19 protein-coding genes are annotated in these 24144 nt (G+C 54.9%); 10 read left to right on the top strand and 9 right to left on the bottom strand.

From position 1 onward, the window contains the following. Positions 1-39 precede the first annotated feature (39 nt). From AC27KL_RS02330 to AC27KL_RS02305, 6 genes are all read left to right on the top strand, one after another. On the top strand, positions 40-831 hold the full coding sequence (locus tag AC27KL_RS02330; RefSeq protein WP_212949489.1) for a DUF3919 family protein: 792 nt from the start codon (positions 40-42) through the stop codon (positions 829-831). A gap of 20 nt (positions 832-851) precedes the next feature. Further along, entirely contained in the window at positions 852-1889 is a 1038-nt protein-coding gene (locus AC27KL_RS02325; protein ID WP_052146951.1) for an ABC transporter substrate-binding protein, read from the top strand. A gap of 90 nt (positions 1890-1979) precedes the next feature. After that, positions 1980-3635, top strand: a complete 1656-nt coding sequence (locus tag AC27KL_RS02320; protein ID WP_036709476.1) for an ABC transporter permease — start codon at positions 1980-1982, stop codon at positions 3633-3635. A gap of 48 nt (positions 3636-3683) precedes the next feature. Continuing rightward, a complete protein-coding gene (locus tag AC27KL_RS02315) occupies positions 3684-4769 on the top strand; it encodes an ABC transporter ATP-binding protein (protein ID WP_487168664.1) in 1086 nt (361 codons plus the stop codon). A 127-nt stretch (positions 4770-4896) separates the two neighbouring features. Then, complete coding sequence (locus AC27KL_RS02310) at positions 4897-5928, top strand: extracellular solute-binding protein (protein ID WP_052146953.1); 1032 nt, start codon at positions 4897-4899, stop codon at positions 5926-5928. A 1-nt stretch (position 5929) separates the two neighbouring features. Next, entirely contained in the window at positions 5930-7162 is a 1233-nt protein-coding gene (locus AC27KL_RS02305; RefSeq protein ID WP_487168663.1) for a hypothetical protein, read from the top strand. Between the two features lie 100 nt (positions 7163-7262). Here the strand turns inward: AC27KL_RS02305 and AC27KL_RS02300 are convergent, their stop codons facing one another. Both AC27KL_RS02300 and AC27KL_RS02295 read right to left on the bottom strand, forming a co-directional pair. After that, the gene (locus AC27KL_RS02300; RefSeq protein ID WP_487168662.1) at positions 7263-9053 is read right to left on the bottom strand and encodes an ABC transporter ATP-binding protein; all 1791 of its coding nucleotides are present in this window, start codon (positions 9051-9053) and stop codon (positions 7263-7265) included. Then, complete coding sequence (locus tag AC27KL_RS02295) at positions 9050-10792, bottom strand: ABC transporter ATP-binding protein (RefSeq protein ID WP_339323049.1); 1743 nt, start codon at positions 10790-10792, stop codon at positions 9050-9052. The genes AC27KL_RS02300 and AC27KL_RS02295 overlap by 4 nt, the downstream gene beginning before the upstream one ends. A 425-nt stretch (positions 10793-11217) precedes the next feature. Between AC27KL_RS02295 and AC27KL_RS02290 the strand changes: the two genes are divergently transcribed. Next, the gene (locus AC27KL_RS02290) at positions 11218-11892 is read left to right on the top strand and encodes a response regulator transcription factor (RefSeq protein WP_339323050.1); all 675 of its coding nucleotides are present in this window, start codon (positions 11218-11220) and stop codon (positions 11890-11892) included. Next, complete coding sequence (locus AC27KL_RS02285) at positions 11889-13169, top strand: sensor histidine kinase (RefSeq protein ID WP_487168661.1); 1281 nt, start codon at positions 11889-11891, stop codon at positions 13167-13169. Before AC27KL_RS02290 ends, AC27KL_RS02285 begins: the two co-directional genes overlap by 4 nt. 60 nt (positions 13170-13229) lie before the next feature. Here AC27KL_RS02285 and AC27KL_RS02280 read toward each other — a convergent pair whose 3' ends face one another. Both AC27KL_RS02280 and AC27KL_RS02275 read right to left on the bottom strand, forming a co-directional pair. Beyond that, entirely contained in the window at positions 13230-13892 is a 663-nt protein-coding gene (locus AC27KL_RS02280) for a DUF2642 domain-containing protein (protein WP_487168660.1), read from the bottom strand. Between the two features lie 274 nt (positions 13893-14166). After that, positions 14167-14898 carry a DUF6897 domain-containing protein gene (locus tag AC27KL_RS02275; protein ID WP_487168659.1) on the bottom strand — a complete coding sequence of 244 codons (732 nt, stop codon included), beginning with the start codon at positions 14896-14898 and terminating at the stop codon, positions 14167-14169. Positions 14899-15196: 298 nt separating this feature from the next. Here AC27KL_RS02275 and AC27KL_RS02270 point away from each other — a divergent pair, with 298 nt between their 5' ends. Continuing rightward, complete coding sequence (locus AC27KL_RS02270; protein ID WP_487168658.1) at positions 15197-16255, top strand: CotH kinase family protein; 1059 nt, start codon at positions 15197-15199, stop codon at positions 16253-16255. A gap of 88 nt (positions 16256-16343) precedes the next feature. On the opposite strand, the gene AC27KL_RS02265 is transcribed toward AC27KL_RS02270, so the two are convergent. From AC27KL_RS02265 to AC27KL_RS02250, 4 genes are all read right to left on the bottom strand, one after another. Next, positions 16344-18278: an FtsX-like permease family protein gene (locus AC27KL_RS02265; protein ID WP_487168657.1), complete on the bottom strand. Its 1935-nt coding sequence runs from the start codon at positions 18276-18278 to the stop codon at positions 16344-16346. Further along, complete coding sequence (locus tag AC27KL_RS02260; RefSeq protein ID WP_487168656.1) at positions 18253-19023, bottom strand: ABC transporter ATP-binding protein; 771 nt, start codon at positions 19021-19023, stop codon at positions 18253-18255. Before AC27KL_RS02260 ends, AC27KL_RS02265 begins: the two co-directional genes overlap by 26 nt. A 177-nt stretch (positions 19024-19200) precedes the next feature. After that, entirely contained in the window at positions 19201-20172 is a 972-nt protein-coding gene (locus AC27KL_RS02255; RefSeq protein WP_487168655.1) for a sensor histidine kinase, read from the bottom strand. Beyond that, positions 20173-20871, bottom strand: coding sequence for a response regulator transcription factor (locus tag AC27KL_RS02250; protein WP_487168654.1), 699 nt, complete (start codon positions 20869-20871; stop codon positions 20173-20175). It abuts the gene before it with no gap. A 285-nt stretch (positions 20872-21156) separates the two neighbouring features. On the opposite strand from AC27KL_RS02250, the gene AC27KL_RS02245 reads away from it, so the two are divergent. Beyond that, on the top strand, positions 21157-22611 hold the full coding sequence (locus AC27KL_RS02245) for a catalase (protein ID WP_487168653.1): 1455 nt from the start codon (positions 21157-21159) through the stop codon (positions 22609-22611). A 170-nt stretch (positions 22612-22781) separates the two neighbouring features. On the opposite strand, the gene AC27KL_RS02240 is transcribed toward AC27KL_RS02245, so the two are convergent. Next, positions 22782-23891, bottom strand: coding sequence for a tetratricopeptide repeat-containing glycosyltransferase family 2 protein (locus AC27KL_RS02240; protein WP_487168652.1), 1110 nt, complete (start codon positions 23889-23891; stop codon positions 22782-22784). Positions 23892-24144 lie beyond the last annotated feature (253 nt).

Raw genomic sequence — 24144 nt, 5'->3', positions numbered from 1 at the left:
AAGTTTCAATTTTTTTAAGAAAAAAGGAGGTTAAAGTGAATGCCAGAGGGAAAGAAAGGGCTTTCATGGTTTCGCCTCATTCTCGTCCAGGCCGTTATCGGCTGCGTTCTGATCGGCATTTGCTCCTATACCTTCCGGATTCCGCTGGATGTAGTCCGGACGATTCCGCCCCAGCAGGACCAATCGGACCGGTTTGCAGGCATCCCGATGCGGATCGATCTGAACTATCCGGGTCTCGGCCAAGTCGTTCTGGACGATCCGAAGGAGCTGCTTGCCCTGAAGTCGGCGTTTTCGGCTTTGCTGACGGCCGGCCGCGAGGAACGCTCCGTCAAAAATGCGCGCCTGCTGCTCAGCGGCAGCATCGCGTATTTGGATCAGGAGGATGTCCCGTTTCAGGTGCAGACGAGCGCATTCCGATTCGGGGACGTATCCGTCAATTCGTTAAATGTAAGCGCAAACATCCGCAAGCTGCAAAGCACGCTGATCGACAAGGTGTTTACGTCGTCATTGATCGGCGCGGCGGTCGAAAATTCCGGAAACGAAGTGTACGCGCTGAAGAGCGGCGTCATGACGCCGCTGTCCAAGGCGGAGCGCTCGGCGCTGACGGTGCAAATCCGCACTGCCGCCCGGGTGATCGACTTCAGCCGTTTCGAGGAGCTATCGAGGCAGCCGGACCGGCATTTTGTTATCTCGCTGCAGGCTTCCGAACAGGGGAAAAAGCATTGGCTGCACATCGACCGGTTTAACGGCGCTTACATGGTGGTGTACGATTTGCTGGACGAGACGAACCAAAGAGCCTATTTCAAACTAAACGTTGCCTCAGGAACATAAGTGAAGGGATGGTTTGAAGCATGGCTTCCAGAAGGAAAAGCAACAGCTCGCTTATTATCGTGATGTTGGCGATCGTCGTTTTGGTCGGGGGATTTTTCTTATACAAAGCAGGGGTGTTCGGCGGCAAAAGCAAAGAGAAAATTACCGTATACTCCATCTTCCAGGAGGAAGAAGCGCGAAAGATTTTGGATAAGTTCAAGGAAGAAACGGGCATCGATTACGACATTTTGCGCCTGCCGAGCGGCGAGGCCGTCTCCCGCGTGCAGAACGAAATGCTGAATCCGCAGGCGGACTTCCTGATGGGCGGACCTGCCGATTCGCATGAGGTGCTGAGAAAAGCCGGAGCGCTGGAGGCTTACGTTTCGCCGAACGCATCCGACGTGCCGGACAACATGAAGGACAAAGACGGCTACTGGACCGGATTTTACCTGAATCCCGTCGCGATCGGCATCAACGAGGAACGCTGGAAAGAGAAATACGGCAGCGATCCGTATCCGGAAACGTTCAAGGATCTGCTTGATCCGAAATTCAAAGGCGAAATCGGCATGTCCGACCCTGCCACTTCCGGCACGGCGTACACGGCGGTCGCATCGCTGGCCCAGGTATGGGGAGAAGACGAAATGCTGAACTACATGAAGGAGCTTCTGCCGAACCTGAAGGAAAGACCTAAATCCGGGATCGAGCCGATCCAAAAGGCCGCCAAAGGAGAGTACACCATCGGCATCACCTTCCTTGGCGACCAGCTGAAAATCAAAAACCAGGGCAATCCGATCCACAGCATCGTGCCGGAAGCAGCCGGATACGAGGTAGGCGGCCTGTCGATCGTGAAGGGCGGACCGAATACGAAAGCCGCGAAAAAGCTGATGGACTTCATGCTCACGAACGAGCCGGGCGAGCTGTACACCAAGTCGGCCTACGCCGTATCCGTGAAACCTTCCGTGCCTATTCCGCAGGGCGGCATCGACATCAAAACGACCAAGTACAATACGGCATACGATCTTTGGAAAGCGGCCGAGCAGCGCAAAGATCTGCAGAGTGCCTTAAAAAGCTTGAGATAATCGGACAGCCGCCGGGGGCATGCGGCACCCATCACGGGTGATGCGCTGCCCCTTCATGGATAGACAGAAGAAAGGTGGGAGCCCTACCCCATGAAAGAGAAAAAAGGCACCCGGGAGTCGCTGAGCCGGCTTCTGAAAGATCCGTCCTCCCTGGTTTTGGTGTTGACCAGCTTTATCGTGTTGATTCTGTTCGTCATTTATCCGCTGATCGTCGTCGTGTTCACCTCGGGTTTTGACAATTGGGGCACGTTTTTCAGCAAACCCCGCTACGGCCGGGCGCTGCTCAATACGGTCGTCAGCTCCTCGTTGTCCGCGGTGACGGCGACGGTCATCGGTTTCGTGTACGCTTATGCGATCCACTACAGCAACATCGCGGGCAAAAAGTTTTTCCGCATCATCGCGTTTATCCCGCTGCTGGCCCCGTCGGTCATGAGCGGCCTGGCGTTTCTGCTGCTGTTCGGCCGCGGCGGCATGATATCGCAGTGGATGAATTCTGTATTTCATATCGAGCTTGATTTGTACGGCCTGCCGGGGCTGTGGATCGTGCAGACGATCTCCTATTTCCCGCTGGCTTACATGACGATTACGGGCGTGCTGCGTTCCATCTCGCCGAATCTCGAAATCGCCGCCCAAAACCTGGGCGCCAGAGGGTTCCGGCTGTTCCGGACGATTACGTTCAAGCTGGCGCTGCCGGGCGTCATCAACGCTTTTTTGCTGGTGGCGATCAACTGCTTTGCCGACTTCGGGAATCCGAAGCTGATCGGCGGCAACTATTCGCTGCTTGCGGTCGAGATTTACGGGGAAATCATCAACAATGAGCCGGGCCTGGCTTCGGTAATGGGGATCATTCTCGTCATTCCGGCGCTGCTCGTGTTTTGGCTGCAGAACAAAGTGCTGTCCAAGGGTTCCTATTCGACGGTGACGGGCAAGCCGGTTTCCGGGCTGAAACGGATTACGACCTCCCGGAGCACCGACGTGCTGCTGTTCATTTTTAACGCTTTGATTTCGGTTTTCATCATTTCGATGTTCGCCATTACGGTGTTGTTTGCCTTCACGAAAAACTTCGGGCGCGACAACACGTTTACGCTGGATCATTTGATGAAGGTCGTGTTCAGTTCCTCCAGCCCGGCGGTCATGAACAGCTTGGTGTTATCGCTGGTGAGCGCCATCTTGGCGGTAGCGTTTGCGCTGGTCCTGGCGTATATCGTCGTCCGCAAGCCGTTTCCCGGCAAAAAGCTGCTCGATTTCAGCGCGGTGCTGCCGATTGCGCTGCCGGGCACGTTTGTCGGCCTGGCCCTCATCGTTACCTTCAGCAAAGGCCCGGTCGTGCTGCAGGGCTCTGCCGTGCTGATCGTCATGGCGATGCTGCTGAAGCAAATGCCCGTCGGCTACCGCGGGTTGACCGCTTCCTTCAAGCAGGTGGACAAATCGATCGAGGAGGCGGCGACCAACCTCGGGGCGAACAGCCGCAAGACGCTGACGACGATCGTGTTCCCGATGCTGCAAAAAACGATCGTCGCCAATTTCGTGTACGCCTTCATGAAAAACATGAACACGCTCAGCACGATCATTTTCCTGATTACCCCCAAATGGGTGGTTGCGGCCGTGTCGATCTTCAATTACGCGGAGACGGGAACCTACTATTGGGCGGCAGCCGTTGCCGTCGGCCTCATGGGCGCCACGCTCGGCACGCTGGGCATCATCAAGCTCATTTTCCGCTCGAAGGTGAAAATATTCGATTTCTAAGCTGCATGAGCCCCGCGGCAAAACTGGAAAAACAGGGAGTGGACAAAAGTGGAATCACAGGTACTGCTGGATTTGAAAGACGTCAACAAGGTATTCGGGCAAAATCACGTCCTTAAACATATCAATCTGCAAATCGAACGCGGCAAATTCATCACCTTTCTCGGCCCGAGCGGCTGCGGCAAAACGACGCTGCTGCGTTCGATCGCCGGGTTTTACACGGTCGACCAAGGGGAAATATGGATCGACGGCAAAATGGTGAACGACCTGCCGCCATACAAAAGGGGAACGCCGATGGTGTTCCAGGAATACGCCCTGTTCCCGCATATGACGGTTTTCGACAACGTGGCGTATGGGCTGGACATGCAGAAACGCCCGGAGGCGGAGGTGCAGCAGCGGGTGCAGGCGGCTTTGGCTCAGGTGAAGCTGACGGGTCTGGAGCAACGTTATCCGCATGAAATGTCGGGCGGCCAGCAGCAGCGCGTGGCAATGGCGCGGGCGCTGGTCATGAATTCGCCGATCATCCTGCTCGACGAGCCGCTCAGCAACCTCGATGCCAAACTGCGCGAGGAGGTTCGCGTCGAGCTGCGCAACATCCAGCAGGAGCTGGGCCTGACCGTCATTTACGTGACGCATGACCAGCTGGAGGCGTTGTCGATGTCCGATTATATCGTCGTGTTCAACAAGGGGAAAATCGATCAATACGGCACGCCGCATGAAATCTACTATAAGCCGCGCACCCGGTACGTCGCGGATTTTATCGGCACGACGAACTTCATCGAAGCGGTCGTCGAACGCCAGGAAGGGGATCAAGCTGCCGTCGCTTACGGCCAAGGGCGCCGGGCAGTCTTGAAAACGGACGAATCGTGGGCCGCGAATCAGCGCGTGATCCTCAGCATCCGGCCGGAATCTTTGCGCCTGAACCCGCCTGAAGGGTATGCGTTTCAGATGAAAGGTAAGGTGAAATCGTCCATGTTCCTCGGCGAAAAGGAGCGGTATTTCATTTTGGATGATGAAGGAAAAGAGTGGATCGTCGATGCCTACGACGTCGGGCAAACGACTTACGACGGCGAAGTTGCTTTTGGGGCGGCGGCCGACAAAATTCATATCATTCCTGACGATGGGGATCAAGCTTAGTTTGAACTCCATGTAGAGTTCGATTCGTTTCGACCTTGTTATGGATAAAAAAGGAAAACAATGTTGTTTTCCTTTTTGGCGTTTCAAGTTGTTTCAGGAGCTAAGGGCATGAGGGGGAGTTGTGGGGATGAAAAAAGGGAGCATGTTTTTGGTTCTGGCCGCCATTCTTGTTTTGGCAGCGGGATGGATGTATAAGGGCTACCCGGGGAAAACCGCGAAGCCGCCCCTGAAGGTGTACGTCATTTTCCAGGAGGACGAAGGCCGGATGCTGCTCGAAAAATTCAAAAAAGAAACGGGCCAGGCTTACGAGGTGATCCGGATGTCCAGCGGGGAAGCCAGCTATCATCTGCTGACGATGAACAAAACGGGGATCGACGTGGTGCTTGGGGGACCGGCGGATTTGCATGAGCAGTTGAAAAGCAGCGGCAAACTGCTACGGTATTCGCCCCGGATGAGCGACAAAATCCCGGCCGCCTACAAAGACAAGGAGGGATATTGGACCGGCATGTACATGGGGGCGCTGGCCATCGGCGTCAATGAGCAGGCGTGGAAGGCGGATCCGAAGCTTGCGCGGCTTCCTTACCCCGAGCGTTATGAGGATTTGCTCCGTCCGGAGCTGAAGGGGAAAATCGAAATCCCCGATCCGGAAACGTCCGGCACCGGCTATACGCTTCTCGCTTCGCTGGCGCAGCAGCTGGGGACGGACGAGGCGCTGAAGCTGATGCATGCGCTAAAGTCGCAAAGCTCCACGACCACCTTTTCGGGCATCTCTTCGGCGCAGCGTTTGGCGGTCGGGGACGTCGCGGCCGGCGTCAGCTTTTTGGGCGACCAGCTGCGCTTCGTCAGCTCCGGTTACGCGATCCGTACCGCCATTCCGCCCCAGGCGGGATGGGAGGTCGGGGCGGTATCGATCCTGAAAAACGGGGACAACAAAGCCGCGGCGAAAAAGCTGGCCGATTTCGTGCTTTCCAAAAGCGCGCAAACGGCATACATGAACGCGGCGTACTCCCTGCCCGTCATCCCCGGCATCCAGCCCAATCCGCTGCTGGCCGGCGTCAAATCCGAGGAGCTGCTTACCAGCTACCGGTTCGACGTGGCGGCAACGGCCCGGTCCGAGCTGCTGGCGCGGTGGAAGGAAGCAGGGCAAGGGAGCCGGTAGCTTGGAGTCCGGGGAGATTTTGAAGGTCATGGGCGCGGTGCCCCTGACGTTTCGTAAGCCGGCCGCGACCCGGGCTAAAGTCTCGGGCATTCCGGCTGGTTCCCGGAAAAGATACGACCCTTTGCCTATAAAATCCGCCGCTACGAAATGGGACTATGGCTCGCCGAAAATAGGGACGGGTTCCCTTCTGCAATCGGGCATCGCGGCTTATGATAAAGAGGGGATTTCCGCCCCGCCTTTCGCGGAAGCATCATTCTCCCGCGGATGGAATAAATATCGTTTTAGCCATTATGAAATGCAGGAGGTGCAGTTTATGTCGCTGCTTCGCAAGCTTACGACGATCGTGTGCGCCGTGTTGATTGCCGGCGCGTCGCTGTTTGGCGCAAATCCCGGCCAGGCATCCGCCGCTTCGGACCCGTTCCCGGCGTATCACAAGGTGTTCAAGAAGGGACCGAAGATCCCGAATCTCGATACGAATTACGTGCCGCAAGGGTTGACCTATTATCCGGCCAAAAACTGGATCCTGATCTCGTATTATTACCATAAGAAAAACAGCAGTGCCGTAAAAGACAGCCTGATCGCCGTCGTGGACGCCACAACCGGAAAATTCGTCAAAAACGTGTATCTCGCCGACGAGAAAAAGTCGGGAGGCATTTACCACAGCGGCCACGTCGGAGGCATGGGCGTATCCAAAACGTATCTGTGGATCGCTTCCTCCGCGAAGTCTTCGGATACGAAATACAACATGCTCCGCTACAAGCTGAGCGATCTCGCCGCTGCCAAAAACAACAGCCATCTGAAACTGAACAAAGGCTTTAAGCTCAAGGCATCCTCCTACGCGACCGTTGCGGACGGAGACCTGTACGTCGGCAAATTCGACGAGAAAAACAGCTCCTCCCTGTACCGGTACAACCTGAACGGTTCGGAGAATCCGTCGTCGAGTCCGATCGCGACCTATAAAACGCCGGCCAAGGTGCAGGGCGTTGCCGTTACCGGCAGCCATTTGATTTTTTCGACCTCGTACGGCCGGAACAATCCGGGATACCTTCGCATTTACACGAAGGCGGCTTCCCCCAAGCTGAAGAAAACGATGAAAATCCCGAACATGTCCGAGGATCTGGCGATCATCAAGGGCAATCTGTACATCAACTTCGAGTCGGGAGCCAAATATTACAGCGATTCGAGTTACATCAAAAAGACGTTGTCCTATGCCAAGCTGAGCTCTGTCATTTAAGGCGATTTAACCAAGAACGATCCGCAACAAAATAAAAAGACTCCGGTCGGAGTCTTTGGGTGCCGGGAAGGTCTGCAGGACTTTCCCGGCTTTTTATGTTTTATGTCGCCTTTACCAGGCTTTCGTCGGCTTCCTCGGTTTCCGAGGCCTCGCCCTGCCACAGCAGCTGCATCTCGGAGCAGGTCGCAAGAAGCTCGGTCAAGGTGCCTTCCGCTTCGATGCGTCCGTCCTTCATGACGATGATGTGATCGGCTTCGGCCAGCGCCGCTTTGCGGTGGGAGACGGCGATGCAAGTCGCGTCTTGTTCCTCGAAGAGCCGCCCCCACAGCTGTTTTTCGGTTTCGACGTCAAGCGCGCTCGACAGGTCGTCGAAGATAAGCAGGTCGGAGTCCGTCATCATCATCCGCGCGGTGGCCGCCCGTTGGATCTGGCCGCCGGAGAGCATGACGCCGCGCGGACCGACGAACGTATCAAGGCCTTTTTCCAGGTCGCCGATATCCTTTTCCATCACCGCCAGCCGTACCGCCCGCGCGAGGCGATCCTCGCCGCCCGGGCTGCCCTGGATGATGTTTTCGCGAAGCGTGTCGCTGAACAGCCGCGGCACCTGAGGCGTATAAGCTGCTTTCGGCGGGATGAGGAACTTCGCCGGGTCGATTTTTGTGCCGTTCCAAAGCACGGAGCCTTCCGATGCGGGCAGCAGGCCGAGCAACGCGCGCACGAGCGTGGATTTGCCCGAACCGATGCGGCCGGTAACGACCACGAATTTTCCGCGTTCCAGCGAGAAGCTGATGTCGCGGATGCCGTTTTCCGAACCTGGGTACGTATAGGATAACCCTTTGACTTCCAGCTTTTGCAGCCGTTCTTGCGGGTTTTTGCGTATCGCCGGCAGCTCGGGCGGTTCCTCGTAAAGATAGGTTTCGCTGAATTCCATGATCCGCTCCTGTTCGCCCGGACGGAACAACACGCTCATCCGATCGAGCGACACTTTTAACCGTTTATGCTGGAATACCATGAACCCGAACAGCGAGATGCTGAATGCAATGTTCGTCAAATAGGAGGTGAAAAGCGCAAAGTCGCCGACGGTAAACCGTCCGGCCTTCATCGCCGATGCGCACATCAGCAGAATGATGCCGGTGCAAATGCTGAGCACGTGCTGGTTCAGCGAGCGCATCCATTCCTTGAACAAATTATCCTTCAGCGCCGCCTGCCGGCGGGATTCGTTCAGCTGAACGAAGCGACGGTGAACGTGTTCTTCCGCCTGCCCCAGCTTCAGCGCTTGCACCGCCCCGAAGGATTCCGCAATAAAACTGGTAATGCGCCCGGTGGCTTCCCGGTTCATTTGGCCGTAACGTCTCGCCCGATTGCCCGACAGGTTGTTCAGCAGCGTCACCGCAAGCAGAGGAAGGAGGGCAACGAGCGTAATCTGCCAGTTGATCCGGGCCATGATGACCAGGGAGATGACCGCAAAAGCCAGCCTGCCCCAAAAATCGACCCAGGATTCGACGTATTCGACCACTTCGTCGACGTCCTCCCGGAACCGGCTGACCGCTTCCCCCGGAGATGCCGGGAGGTTGCGCCCGGGCCAGCGCATAATGCCTTTCAGCATATTGGTGCGCAAAATCGCCTGGACGTCGTAAATGTAAGTTACCCATTTCCAGAACGCCCAGAAAAAGACGCCTACCCGCGAGACTCTCACGAGCGCGATGAAAATGAGCGGGACGGCAAGCCACAGATAGTTATGGGACTGGCTGGTCGCCCGGTCGAAAAACCATTGCATGCCGAGCCCGATGAATAGCGGGATGGAATGAAATAATCCCCAAAGCAGCCCGTTGACGATAAAAAGCGAAATATTATAGGTAAACAAACGTTGGATAAAGCGGGTTACGGTCATGCCAAATCCTCCTCTCGGCCCGTAATCAGGAGCTGGGCGTAATGCGAGGCGGGATCTTGGGCGAGTTTTTCCCTCTCGCCGAATTCAAGGATGCGCCCATCCCCCAGCACCATTATGTGATCCACCTGCTCCAGCGTGGAGAGCCGGTGCGCGATCACGATGCCCGTGCAGTTCTTCATGAGCTGGTCCACCGCGGTTTGCAGCATCGCTTCGGTTGCCGCGTCGAGGCGCGAGGACGGTTCATCCAGAATGACGAGGCTCGGCTGGGTCAGGAATACCCGCGTCAGCGCGAACAACTGCGCTTCTCCGGCCGACAGGGATGAACCTCCCGCCTTCAGATGCGTGTCGAGGCCTTCCGGCTGCGAATCGATCCACTGCTTCAGCCCGAGGCGTTCCGTCGTTTCGAGAATGTAGCCGTCGGAGATGCTGCCGTCAAACAGCGTCAGGTTGTCGCGCAGCGTGCCGTCGAAGAGCTGGACGTCCTGCGTCACCATCCCGACGCGGCGGTACAGCGCCGAGAGGCTCAAGTCCCGGATGTCCACGCCTCCGACCCGGATCGTGCCGCTGCCGATGTTGTACAGTCGAAGCAGGACGCGGCTCAGGCTGGACTTGCCGCTGCCGGTGCGGCCGATGATCCCTAAGCGTTCGCCGGGGCGCACCGCAAACGTAATGTCATGCAGCACCGGCTTATCCGGGCTGTAGCTGAAATGGACATGCTCGAATTCGAGGCCGAGGGCGCCTTCCGGCAGCGCGGTCTTGCCGCCCTCCACGATTTCGCTGCGGCTTTCCAGCAGCTCCTGGGAGCGCATCATGCCCGACTTGGCCTTCTGGAACTCCTGCACCTGATCGCCGAGCTGCTCGATCGGATCATTCAGCATTTGCGTGTATTGGTAAATCAGGAACAGCGTGCCGAGGGAGATGTTTCCGATCAAATAATAATGCACGCCCAGCAGCAGGACCACCGTCACGGCAAGGGCAAACAGCACCACCGTCGTGTTCCAGGGAACGACGCGCAGCATCCACGCTTTGCGGCCCTTCAGAAAAACATTGCGCATCGCGCGGTAAAACCGGTTCATGACGTACGGCACGTTCCCGTTGGCCTGCACGTCTTCGATCCCTGCGATCCGCTCCTCGATAAAGCCGAACAGGGCCGCGCTTGCCCCGCGTTCGTCCTTGGACGATTTGACGCCCATGTCGCGGACGAATACCATGGCCCCGATGGAGGCGAGCGTGAAGAGGGTCATAACCGCCGCAATCGGCCAATTGATCGTAAACATAAAGCCGAGAATGCCGGCGAGCAGCACGAAGCTGCCGATGACCTTGATGATAAACATGGAAAAAAAGTTCGACATATGGGTGACGTCCCCGTCGATGCGCTCGATCATTTCCCCGGGCGTTTTCAAATTGTGAAACCGCATGTCGAGCCGGAGGCAATGCTTCAGCAAGTCCCCGCGCAGCAGGTTGGTGGAGCGCCAGGAGACGTCGTTGCCCAGGTAGCTGACGGCCACTGTCAGCACCTGGTTCAAGGCGGCGAGCACGAGATAAATGCCGGCCAGCGTAAGCAGGCTCGACACGATGCCGTTGTCGGCGGCCGTATCGATAAAACGTTGCACGATCTGCGGATTGACGAGCTGCACGCCGGTCGAAGCCAGCAGAAGCAGCAGCAGGATCGCAAGGCGCCCCGCAACCGGGCGAAGGTACCGGAGCAGCCATGTCATGGATTGCCGTTTAGGTTGCATGTTTAAAACCCCCAATTCCGAAAACAAAACCGTATGCATTGCATGTGATGGTCGCCTGGAACGTTACGGCCCAGACGCAAATAATACCCATCATACAATAATTTGGAAACGATTCAAGATAAAGTTTGACTAAAATAAAATCTTTCCCGGCGCCCCCTCCAAGAAAAAACGAGACATCCGGTTCATGTTCGGTTCTTGCCCAGTTCATATTGAGTTCATGAAACGGGGTTATACTGGATACCGTTCGCAAGGCAGGCAAAATGATCATGCCGAAAGCGCAGAGGGAAACGACGTGATGTTACGATTGTCGGGGACGCCGATGTTTACGAGATCGGAGCGAAATCGGTAAAATGCACTTAGACATGGGTGTGAACGCATAAATTTTGGACGATTATGTTTCCAAGTAGAAAGGAGCGGAGGCTGCAATGGCCCATATCCTAGTTGTCGATGACGACCCCCATATCCGGGAGCTGGTCAGTCATCTGCTGAAAAATGAAGGTTTTACGGTAACGGAGGCCTCCAACGGTCTGGAGGCGCTCAGCGCGATGGAATCGGCCAAGGCCGATCTCGTCATTCTCGACATCATGATGCCGGGCATGGACGGCTGGGAGCTGTGCCGGGAGCTGAGCAGGGATTACGACATTCCGCTGCTCATGCTTACGGCCAAAGGGGAAACATCGCAAAAAGTGAAAGGATTTGAGCTTGGGACCGACGATTATCTGGTCAAACCGTTTGATCCGCTGGAGCTCATCGTCCGGGTCAAAGCCCTGCTGAAGCGGTACCGGATATCGGCTTCCCAGGAAATCCAGTTCGGCGACTTGCGCCTGAACCGGAAAACGTACGAATGTTATGTCGGGTCCGATCCGCTGACTCTGCCGCTGAAGGAATTCGAGCTGTTGTTCCTGCTGGGCAGCTATCCGGGCAAAACGTTTTCCCGCGACCAGATCATCGAACAGATTTGGGGATACGACTATGAAGGCGACGAACGAACCGTCGACGTGCATATCAAACGTCTGCGGGAACGGTTCGCGGATCAGCAGGACCAATTTTGCATCCGGACGATCCGCGGGCTCGGATATCGGCTGGAGGTGCTCTCATGAGCAACCGGGAGCGCAGGCAGCGGCGGCGCGAGCTGCTGGAGCGGGATCGCGAGCAGAACAAGGCTTGGCGGCGGATGAAGCGGCAGGAAATCGCGGCAGCACGGCTCGAAAAAGCGGAAAAGAAACGGAAAGCGCGCGAAGAGAGATGGTATCAAGAAAAGGACGACCCTGCTTTCAGCTTTTGGCTTCGCGTCAGAATCGTATTGTTTATGCTGCTCATTTTGTGCTCGCTTGCCATATGCTGGATTGGAGCATACTATATTACCCATTCCTTAAGATGGAACATGCAGCCGCTCGTCGGACAGCTCGTAAATTCGGTGCTCGGATTTGTTATTTTCGGAACGATCATTTCGATTGTTTCCAGATTCGGGAGAGGGAAGCAGCGGGAATATTGGCAGATGGTCATCGATGCGCTGAAGCGGATTTCGAAAGGGGATTTTAAAGTCAGCCTGCCTGTGCACTTTGGCGGTGGCGGTGACAAAGGTTGGGGAGAAGTCGTCCAGAGCATTAACAACATGGCCGCCGATCTAGACAAAATGGAGCATATGCGTCAGGAATTCATTTCGAATGTGTCCCATGAGATCCAGTCCCCGCTCACTTCGATCACCGGCTTTGCGCGGGTTCTTCGGGAAGAGCAATTAACACCGGACCAGCGGAACTATTATTTGAACATCATCGAACAGGAAAGCGTACGATTGTCGCGTTTGTCCGAAAACATGCTTAAGCTTGCGTCGCTCGATTCGGAGAAACATCCGTTCCGTGCGGCTCCCTTAAGGCTGGACAAACAGCTCCAGACGCTCATTCTCGCCTGCGAACCCCAGTGGCAGGGCAAAAACCTGGAGATGTCGGTCGATCTGAAGCCGGTTACCATCGAAGCCGACAATGACCTGCTGAGCCAGGTGTGGGTGAATTTGCTGCATAACGCCATCAAATTCACGCCCGAGGGAGGTTCGATCCATGTCACGCTGGAAACGGACGGGCGCGAGGCCGTCGTTTCCGTCGAGGATACGGGGATCGGCATCTCGGCCGAGGACCAGGCGCATATTTTTGAAAGGTTTTTCAAAGCGGACAAATCAAGAACCCGCTCCGGCGGAGGCAGCGGGCTGGGCCTGTCCATTATTCAGAAAATCGTGCAGATGCATGGCGGAAGCGTTTCGGTGGACAGTACGCTTGGCGAAGGCACGCGCATGACCGTGAGGCTGCCGGCGGCCGCGGCCCGTGCCGGTCAAAAGCAAGCGCCTGCAAAGGATGTCCCCGATCGGGATGCTTTTTCGTAGGGATTCTTAATGAAAAAACGGCCGGTGTAGATGATTCTACAACAGCCGTGTTGTTGGCGGTTATGGCAGATGAATCGATTTGATATGGTCGCAGTGAAGGAAAACGGTTTTTCCTCCGGCCTCGATCAGTTCGATGATCCGGTTATCCACCTTTTTCAGCAGTCCTGCCTTTAAGGGGGATTCTCCCAAATCAAAGATGACGAGCTCGTTTTGAAATTTCTCCAATTGCTGCTCTAATGTACGGGAGAGGGGGATAGCCGGCTGCTGCAGATGGAAAGGATGCTGGCTGAGATAGAATGGCGTCATGTTGGGCGGAAGCGGGCAGATATATTTGACGTGATGAAGCGAAACATAAATCGAGTGGTACAGCGGCGAATAAAAAATAAAGTAATCGTTCATGATGCTTGTCACATAACCGTAAACGGGATGAGGGCCTCCCAGGCCGATTTCCGTAAAAATGCCCCTGGAATTCATCAGCATTTTCCGATAGGAAATGTGCACATGGTCCACGAGCGGTTCCCGGTCGGCCGGCGAGAAATCCTCGTCGTCATCGGAAAGTTTCAAATGCTGCAAATGGTGCACCGGCGCATACACATACCGGGAGTCGGAGAACACGACGACAATGTCGCTGCCAAGATCGATGAGCTCTCCGGTGATGGGGATTTTGCAGCCGGATAGTTTGAGTTCGATTTTTTTGCCGAGGAGAGAACGGATCGACTCCATAATCTACCTCCTTTCGCATTACGATCAGGGGGAAGCTGCATCCTATGGACAAGCCGTGTCGAAGCGGATTCGAAGATCATGAACGATACGGCTTGCATATACTCCTTTTAACGGTCTGCTAAACGGTAAGCCGCGGAAATAAGGACAGCTCCTGCGGAGTTAAGAATCTGCGGCGCGAGGAATGTAGATTCGTTGACTCCGCAGGGAGCGTCTATATTTTTTACGGCCCGATGACTAGATTAGGATAGAAGGTTCCAAGGCGAACCGGCTGCGGTTATTTGCGTCCGCCACTGCGTCCGCCGCTACGTCCGCCGCTGCGTCCACCGCTGCGTCCGCGGCTGCGTCTGCTGGCGCTGCGTCCGCCATAGCTGCGTCCGCCATAGCTGCGGCTTCCGTAACTCCGGCTTCCACCGCTCCGGCTGCCTCCGTAGCTGCGATTGCCGCCGCTGCGATTGCCGCCGCTGCGGTTACCGCTGCTGCGATTACCGCCCGATTGGCTGCCTCCGGATTTGTTGTTGTTGTTTTGGTTGTTGTTATTGCTGTTGTTATTGTTGTTGTTGTTATTTTTGTTGTTCGAATTGCTGCTTACGACCGCGACCGATTTGATATGGTAGATCGGGATGCGGACGACTTCCTCTCCTTTTACGGCGAGCATGAGGTAGTTTTGGTTGGCGTCGGCGACGATCCCCTCGAGCTTTTCAGGGCCTCCGCGGTTCACCTGCACATAGCGGTAACGGAGCGCCTGCAGAAGCGAGCCGAAGCTGTAAGCCCGAATCGGACTCGTCATGGTCGTTCCCGTCATGGATTGATCTCCCGATTGGCCCGTCGAAGAGATGCTTTTGATGTGTTGGGTGTTCACGTACACGACATTGCTGTCATTTGTCCAAACAGCCATGTAGTTGTTCTGTACGCTTTGCAGAACACCTTCAACCGAATCATGTCCGCCACGGTTGATCTTCACGCTTTGGCCGACCAAGTTCATTAAATCATAACCGGCTAAAGACATTTCACATTCCCCTTCCTTGGAGTGATTAGGTAGACGAGAGAGGCGTCGATTCGTCCTTCAAGTCTATCTATGCAATATTTATATGTGTCCTCGTGTTAGAAGGGACTAGCCGAATATACTAGATTATCAAAATTGAGTGAATATCCCTCTGCCCGGTTGCTAGAATGTTGCCAAGACAAGTTTAGGCATTTTCCCGGAACACCAAGGCATCCGCCCTGACGGCATCCGCCCCTTCGGCATAATATGGTGAAAAGCCCGCATCATAGGCTATTCTTCGTGTTGGAAAGGCGGTTGCTGCATGGGTCTGCCCGTATACCGGATCGCAATCAAGGATAAGGATTTGAAACAGATGGAGAACCACATATGGTCTGACCGTTTTTTTCCGGCGACGTTGTCGAACGGGAACGGGTCGCCTCAAGCCATCCGGATTCGGTACCGGGGCGGCCATACGCGCGAATATCCGAAAAAATCCTATGAAATTCGCACATCACGCGCAACGTATCACTTTAATGCCGAGTATGACGATCCTTCCTTGATTCGCAATGCGCTTTCATTTCATTTCTTTAATATGATCGGCGTTCCAAGTCCCTCGACGCAGCACTGCGTCCTGCAATTAAACGGCGTGAACCAAGGCGTGTATTTGCGGATCGAGGCGGTAAATCAAACCTTTTTCCGCGTGCGCAAGCTTCCCGTCCGAAGCATCATTTATGCCGTCAACGACAATGCCACCTTCGATTTGAACAACGTCAGCACGAATACCCCGAAAACTTCGCTGTTTTCCGGATACAGGCTGATCAAAGGCCGCGGGGAAGACCGTCTGAGGCTGATGCGCTTCATTCGGAACATCCACGCCAAACGGGGGAAAACGCTGGAAAAATATTTGAACCAGCGCCTGTATATGGACAATTTTTTGACATGGCTGAGCGGGGCGGTGCTAACAGGCAACTACGACGGATTTCGGCATAACTATACGATTATCGAATACAGGAAGCGGAAGGCATACGGTTTTCTGCCATGGGATTATGAGGGAACCTGGGGACGGAACTGCTACGGGAAGGAGGTCGCTTCGAATCTGGTCAGCATTAAAGGGCATAACAAGCTGACGGGAAAGGTGCTGGCCTACAGCGCCAATCGGCAGCGATACAAGGAGATTCTCGAGGAAATTCTCGCCTCCTCCTTTACCGCTCATCAATTGATGCCGGTGGTCCGGAACATGCTGCGCCAAATCGAAGACGACGTATACCGGGATCCGAAATACAAGTGGCCTCTCGGCATGTTTTTGAACGAACACAACGTGATTTACGCATACATCGAAAACCGCCGCCGGGATATCCGGCGCGAATTGCAGACGCTGTGAAGGCCGGAAATCCCAAAAAAGACATCTGGAGCCGTTCGCCAAACGAACGGGCAGATGTCTTTTGTTTAATATAATGAGAATTTATGCGTTACAAGATTTTTTGGTATAAATGGCTTAAATAACGCCAGCGGGTCACCAAGAAATAGACGACCTGAATGCCGAGAAACGTTGCGAATACGGCCAGCGTATGGGAGACGACGGAAAAGTCGACCAGGCCTTGGAGCGCGGCAAACGCCACGCTGCTGTGCACGATCGCCACGAGAAGCGGCAGGAAAAACATGAGGACAAGCTGGCGGGTGACGGTTGTGGCAAGTTCCTTGCGGCTCAGCCCCACTTTTGAAATCATCCGGTACTGCTCCTCGTCCCTCGATAAATCGGCATAAAGCCTGAAATAGATGAAGCTGGCGGCAAACGTGAAAAAGACGATTCCGACCAGCCCGCTGACGATGAGCAGCAAGCCGTTTAACTGCTTCGAATGCATCCAATCCAGTACAAGCGCAGAAAAGTTATAGGCGTATTGTTGCTCGTTTGCTGAATCCGCATCCAGGGCTTTCCTTATTTCTTCGGCAACCGTACGCGTATGATGCCACTCCGGGACGACGAACACGACAACTCGGGTCTTATATTCATCGCCCTTCGCCAGCCGCTCGTAATCCGAATCTGTAATAATCCAAACATTGCCGTAATCCGGAATGACGATATGGGGCAGCGCCTTGACGATGGGCAGCGTCATGGTATGTTCGCCTTTCGTGATCGTAAGCCGATCCGTTTGAAGGCCTTCGAGCCTGTACTTGTCATTTTGCGTCACCGACGACGGAGAGGCCATGGTTTCCCCGCTGCGCAGCGTTTCCTGGGGATAACCGAGGACAGCGGCCAGCCCGTTATAGTCGCTCAGACGGATCAAGGTTTTCCCGTCATCGGAGTAGGCCGGAACGAACGAGGCCGTGCGGTAGGCAAAACCTCCTTTTTTCAGCGTTTGCTCGATCAAATGGATATGCTTCTGCTCAAATGAAACGTCATCACCAGGTTCCGGAAAGGAGGTGTGCGTAAAAGCGTACGGGTTTTTCATCGCCGCAAGTCCCGGATCGCCGATGGCAAGGGCCGTTCCGATGCCGGTAAAAGCGATCGCCGAAATGATCGCGACCATAAAAAACATGACCGCGTTATCTTTCATCCGGTAGACGAGCTCCGATACCGTCAGCAGATTCGTCCGTTTGAACACGAAGCGGGGCCTGTTTTTCAAGGCGCGGATGACGTACACGCTGAGCTGGGTGAAAAGAAAATAGGTTCCGATAATGACCAGCACCACGCCGCCAAACAGCAGGCCGAACGAATAGATGCGGCGCAGCACGAACAGGAAGACGCAGGCATAACCCAGCCCGATCAGCAGCACAGCCAGGATGGAAAGCGGGACGGATGCCTTGGGTTCCGGTTTCGGTTTATCCTCGGATTTGATGAGGTCCGCCAGCGTCCCTTTTTTGGTCATAAGCGACGTGAAGGCCGCAACGGCCATGAACAGAACCAGATAACCGCCCGCGGTCAGCCCAATCGCTTTGGCCGGCAGATAAAACGGAAGCCCGCGTTCGATCACCAGCATGGATGCGCAGATGAGCAGGATCAGCTTGGAGAAAACGATGCCGACGAGAATGCCCGTCACGATCGCAGCCAAGCCGATCAAGACGTTTTCGATAAAAAGCATGCGGTTCAGCTGTTTGCGGGACATGCCCAGCAAAAGCAGGATGCCGAACTCCCTTTTGCGGACCTTGATGAAGGAACCGACGGAATAAAGCAGGAACAGGAATGAAAACACGAAGATGACGACTTGCGAAATATGCATTCCCATCGTTGCGAGGATGCTGAGCGTGATGCTGTCGGCCATGATTTGCCCCTTGAGGTCGGGGTGAAACGCCAGCATGGCGTACGTAAAAAAGATCATGACCGAAAACGCGCTGCTCAGGAAATGGGCGACATAGGTCCGTTTGTTCCGGAAGACGTTGTTAAACGCGAACTGGCGGAAATTCATGCCCGTTTCCTCCCAGCAGCGACAAGACGTTGATGATCTTTTGATAGAATGCGGTCCGGTTTTCGCCGCAGTAGATTTCGTTGTACAGCTGTCCGTCTTTGATAAAAATGACGCGGCTGCAGTAGCTTGCCGCCACGGCGTCATGCGTGACCAGCAGCATCGTCACCTGATCCTCGCGGTTTCGCTGTTCTAAAATTTCCATGACTTCGCGCGCCGATTTGGAATCCAGGTTGCCCGTCGGCTCATCCGCCAGCAGCAGCTTGGGCTCATGGATCAGCGCCCGAGCGATCGCCGTTCGCTGCGCCTGTCCTCCGGAGATTTCATACGTCCGCTTGTCCAGGATCGGGGCGATGCCGAGCTTCTCCGACAGGACCGCCACCTTTTCGTTCATGTCCGCAAGGCCGGCCCCGTCCAGCGTCAGCGGCAGCACGATGTTTTCCTTGACGGTGAGCGTATTGAGCAGATTAAAAGACTGGAACACAAACCCGAGCTCGCGTCTTCGAAACAGGGCCAGCTGATCCTGCGACAGCGCGTAAGGGTCTTTGCCGCCGATGCGGATTTCGCCCGTGGTCGGCTTGTCGATCGTGGAGATCATGTTGAGCAGGGTCGTTTTGCCGCTCCCGGAGGGGCCCATGATCCCTACGAATTCTCCCCGCTGGATGGACAGGTCGATGTTGGAGAGCGCTTCGTACGAAACCATGCCCTTATATATTTTGCCGAGGTTGCGGACGGATAACATTTCCATGGCTTGGTGACTTCCCCTTTCGTTTTCCGGGTTTTTATCCTCAAAACCCTTCGTTCTATTCGTATCCCCAGTATACGCCCCGGACAGGGGTTCCTCCTATCGACGCAGCTTTCACGCATCTTACAACGCTGTAAGAAATGCCGTTTACAACGATCCCGTGAATCGGTTCCGGATCAATCAAAAACGGATGCGGACAAGCGTGCCTTCGCCCTCAACCGATTCCAGCTCGATGCGGTGGTTCAGTTTGTCGATCACTTCCTTGACGATGTACAGCCCCATGCCCGTGGATTCCTTGAAACGCCTGCCGTTTTCCCCGGTGTAGAAGGGACGGAACACGCGAGGGAGATCCGCTTTGGGAATGCCGACGCCGCGGTCTTGTATGCTCAAGACGACGTCCCGGCCTTCCTTGACGGCCGACAGGGTCACTTTTTTTCCGCTGCCTGCCGAATATTTAATGGCGTTGTTCAGCAGCTGGCCCAGGATGAACTGCATCCACTTGGCATCGGTCCGTACCGAAATTCCTTCTTCGATCGAGACTTCCGGATAAACGCGGCTGCGGATGAAATACCGTTTGTATTCATGGACCGCTTCGTTCGCCAGCTGTTTCAGATCGACGGCATCCACGCTGAAATCCTGCTCGAAGGTGCCCAGCCGGGCCGTGTACAGAGCCATGTCCAGCCCTCTCCGCAGGCGGTCCGTTTCCTCGGAAATGCTGCCCATCCGCTCGTCCCCGCCATCCTGCGTGATCATTTCAATCACGGACAAAGGGGTTTTCATCTGATGGATCCATTGGTTTAAAAAGGTCATGTACTCCGCGTTTTTTCGTTCCCAATGCTGAAGCATGTTTTGGTACTGCCTGTATTGGTTTTCCAAAAGCTCGCTCAGGGCAGCGGGAAGCGGCGCCGGCTCATGCTTGTGAACGGATTCGGCGAGGGAAGCGACGGGCCGGGACAGCCGGGCGTAAAACCCGCGATGCGTGGCATAACGCAAACCGAGGTATCCCGCGAAAATAAACAGCCCCAAAAACAAGGCGTATATGGCGGTCAGCGGATGATCGTATCCGTCAAACCAAAACACCGCCAGGACGGCCAGCAGCTGCGCCAACGTAAATATGAGCAAGGGGAGGTGCTCCCGAATGAACAGTTTCATTTACTTCGGCTCCTCCGCGTTCAAGTTCAGTCTGTAACCGAGCCCCCGCACGGTCTCGAGCGTTTCCTCCAGGCCCAGCTCGGTCAGGCGTTTCCGCACGCGCGTGATGTTGACGCTGAGCGTGTTGTCGTCCACGAAAGCGTCGTCCCACAGCTTTTCCAAAATAACCTCGCGGCTTGCGACCCGCGGGCTGCGCTCCATCAGCGTTTCCATTAATATCGTTTCCTTTTTGCTGAGCGGCACGCTCCTTTTGCCGAAATGAAGCTCCATGCGTTCCGGGTACAAAACCAGGCCGCCCAATTCGACCGTGCGCTCGTCGTTTTTCACGGCATAGTCGCCGTACGCCCGGCGAAGCTGGCTGCGGATCTTGGCCATGACGATTTCGTAGTAAAAGGGTTTCGTAATAAAGTCGTCCGCGCCGTTTTCGAGCGCCATCACCTGATCCATTTGGCCGTCGCGGGCCGAGATGAAAATGATCGGGCAGGTCGACACCTGCCGGATCTGGCGGCACCAGTAATATCCGTCAAAGCTCGGGAGATTGATGTCCAGCAGCACGATGTGGGGGGAATGCCGCTGAAATTGTTCCAGAACCCGGTCGAATTCATGAATAACAATGGCCGTATCCCCGTACTTTTCAATATGGGCTTTCAACAGGTCGGCAATTTTCGGATCGTCTTCGACGATAAGCATTTTATACATAAAGGTCTCCTTCATTCATTCGTTTCTCGCAATGGATAGGTTGCTTTTTTGAATATTATACACGTTGTCCGCCGTTTCACGATCATGGGAAAGCGCAGGAAAGCTGCTTTTAACCATATGGTTGCCTGTACCCGGCATATATCGGCAAAAGAGCGCATACGATTAATTTAGAATAATTATAATTTAGTATTGATTTTCATTTTCAATGAGGGTACAATAAATGACGTCGAGTTGCTTATTTAGAATTATTCTAATTTAAAAATAAATCAAGGAGGCACGATCCTTATGGCCAAACTTACGACGAATCAAGGCGCGCCCATCGGCGATAATCAAAATTCCAGAACGGCGGGGCAGAACGGACCTACACTGCTGGAGGATTATCAGCTGCTGGAGAAGCTGGCGCATTTCGACCGGGAACGCATTCCGGAACGCGTGGTGCATGCCCGGGGAGCGGGAGCCCATGGCGTTTTTAAGGTCATCAACAGCATGAAACGGTACACGAAAGCGGCATTTTTGCAACAAGAAGGACAGGAAACGCCGGTATTCGCCCGGTTTTCCACGGTAATCCACGGTCAGCATTCCCCGGAAACGCTCCGGGACCCGCGCGGGTTCGCGGTCAAATTTTATACGGAGGAAGGCAACTATGATTTCGTCGGAAACAACCTGCCGATCTTCTTTATCCGGGACGCGATGAAGTTTCCGGACATGGTGCACTCGCTGAAGCCAGACCCCCGCACGAATATTCAAGAGGAAGACCGTTATTGGGACTTTATGTCCCTGTCGCCCGAATCGACGAATATGCTGGTCCACCTCTTTACGGACGAGGGCATTCCGGCCAATTACCGCCAAATGCGCGGCTCCAGCGTCCACGCCTTCAAGTGGATCAACGAATACGGCAACACGGTGTACGTGAAGCTGCGCTGGGTTCCGAAGCAGGGCATCAAAAACTTGAGCCGGGAGGAAGCGGCGCAAATCCAGGGCAAGGACTTCAACCATGCCAGCCGCGATTTGTATGAAGCGATCGAGCGCGGCGATTATCCGGAATGGGATTTGTACGTGCAGGTGCTTGATCCGGCGGATCTGGACAGCTTCGATTTCAATCCTTTGGACGCCACGAAGGACTGGTTCGAGGAGGATATTCCTTATCAGCTGGTAGGAACGATGACGCTCAACCGGAACCCGGAAAACGTATTTGCCGAAACGGAACAGGTGGGCTTTAATCCGGGCGTGCTTGTGCCGGGCATCGAACCATCGGAGGATAAGCTGCTGCAGGGACGGTTGTTCTCCTATTCCGATACCCAGCGCTACCGCATCGGGCCGAACTATTTGCAGCTTCCGATCAACTGCCCGTTTGCGAAGGTAAGCAACAATATGCGCGACGGGGCGATGGCGTTCAAACAGCCGTCCGACCGGATCAACTACGAGCCGAACCGCTACCAGCATACGCCGAAGGAAGATCCGGCCTACAAGGACGTGCCGCAGCCGGTGCGGGGCACCGTTTCCCGCGAAAAAATCGACAAGCCGAACGATTTCGGTCAGGCCGGCCAAGTGTTCCGGAAATATTCCCCCGAGGTCCAGGAGCAGCTGATCGGCAACTTGGCCGCTGATCTGGAGCCTGTAGCGGAACAGACGAAACTGCTCGCGATCTGCAATTTCTACCGTGCGGACGCCGAGCTGGGCAAACGTCTGGCGGCGGCGCTGAACGTCGATTTGACGCCGTTTCTGTCCCGCATGTCGTAAGCAATAACAACAAGGGTTGTCCCCAGAAGCCGCAGGGCTTCGGGGCAGCCCTTTTTTTGATCCGTAAAATGTTCTTTCGAGGCAAACTTTAGCAAAAGAAACCGCCCTCCGGTTCAGGCCATGCTCCGGAAAGGCGGTTCGTCCTCATCCGCCCGACCGTTAAACGCGCTTCACGAGTCGGCCGTTTCTTCTGAATTTTCGACGGGGATGATCCCCAGCTTTTGTTCCAAGTAGGCTTTGTTTTGAAGCACGGAGGGATGATCGGGCTGATATTGCCTTGCGGCTTCATTATGATGATAGGCGATCTGGTGCATGCCGAGCCGATCGTAACAGACGCAGAGCTGGAGGTGGGGGAGCCAGGTGGAACAGCTTAAATTTTGCATGCCCCAGGTGTTGGCCGGAGCCGGATTTTCCAGCGCTTGCCTATACCAATAAACGGCTGCCGCATAGTCCCCGGCTTGCAGAAAATGATAGCCCATGCGGCAGCAAAATTCCGGCCGGGGCGCGCCGTATTCGAACGATTTCAGCGTAAAGGCAAGCGCATTGGCGTTGTCGCCCAGCTCGAGATAACAATCCGCCAGCTTGCCGCAGGCCGCGATATTGTCTTCGACCCACCCTTTTCCTTCATCCAGAAACTTCCGGTAATAGACGGCGGCCAGTTCGAAGAAGCGATGATCCTTGAGCTCATTGGCGAAATAATAAGTATCCCTCGGCGTGAAGACCTCTCCCTTGGCCTGCCGTTTCATATAAATGTTCAGGTTCCGGTCGCTGTCCCGCTCATCGCCGCAGTGCGTCACGGCAATGTCGCTGTCGATAATCCGCCCGGCGACTTCGAGATATTCATGGACCGCCCCAATCCAGCGGAAATCGTTGCTTCGTTTGACGAGACGGTTGCGCCGCAGGCTGGATATGACGTTGCCGTGCTCGTCGAACGCCAGATGATACTTCATCGTGACGGAATCGACGCCGGGGTCCAGGTTTTGTTTCAGTTCGAGCAGCTTTTCGAGATCTTCCTCCTTTAAAATATCATCCGCGTCCAACCATAAAATATAATCCATTTCCGCATGGCTGAACGCAAAGTTGCGCGCTGCGGCAAAATCGTCGATCCATTCGAAGTCGAAAACGTATCGGGTAAATTTGCGTGCAATTTGCTTGGTGTTGTCCGTGGAGCCGGTATCGACAATGATCATTTGATCCACCGCTTTTTGAACGGAAGAAAGGCAGCGCTCCAGCGACTTCTCCTCGTTTTTGACGATCATGCACAAGCTGATGGTAATCATCTTCTCACTCCTTTGCATGCAGGACGATTCAAGCACCCGAATTTCCCATCCCGGAGCGAAAACCGGGCGGCAAAATTTTTGCCAATGGTACAAAGGCTGTAAATATGCATCTGCTGACAGGGCTGCGGGAAAAGGCATCAAGCGACTTCAGTCATATGTATGACGAAAATTCAGAAAGCAGACCGCCGCAGGCTCTTTTTACATGGGGCTCCAAGCATGAAACCGCTGAAGAGCTCATATATTGGGATGGGGT

The sequence above is a fragment of the Paenibacillus sp. YAE3 genome (assembly GCF_057546105.1).
Note: the sequence above shows the minus strand (reverse complement) of the source record. Positions and strands in the feature narration are given on the sequence as shown.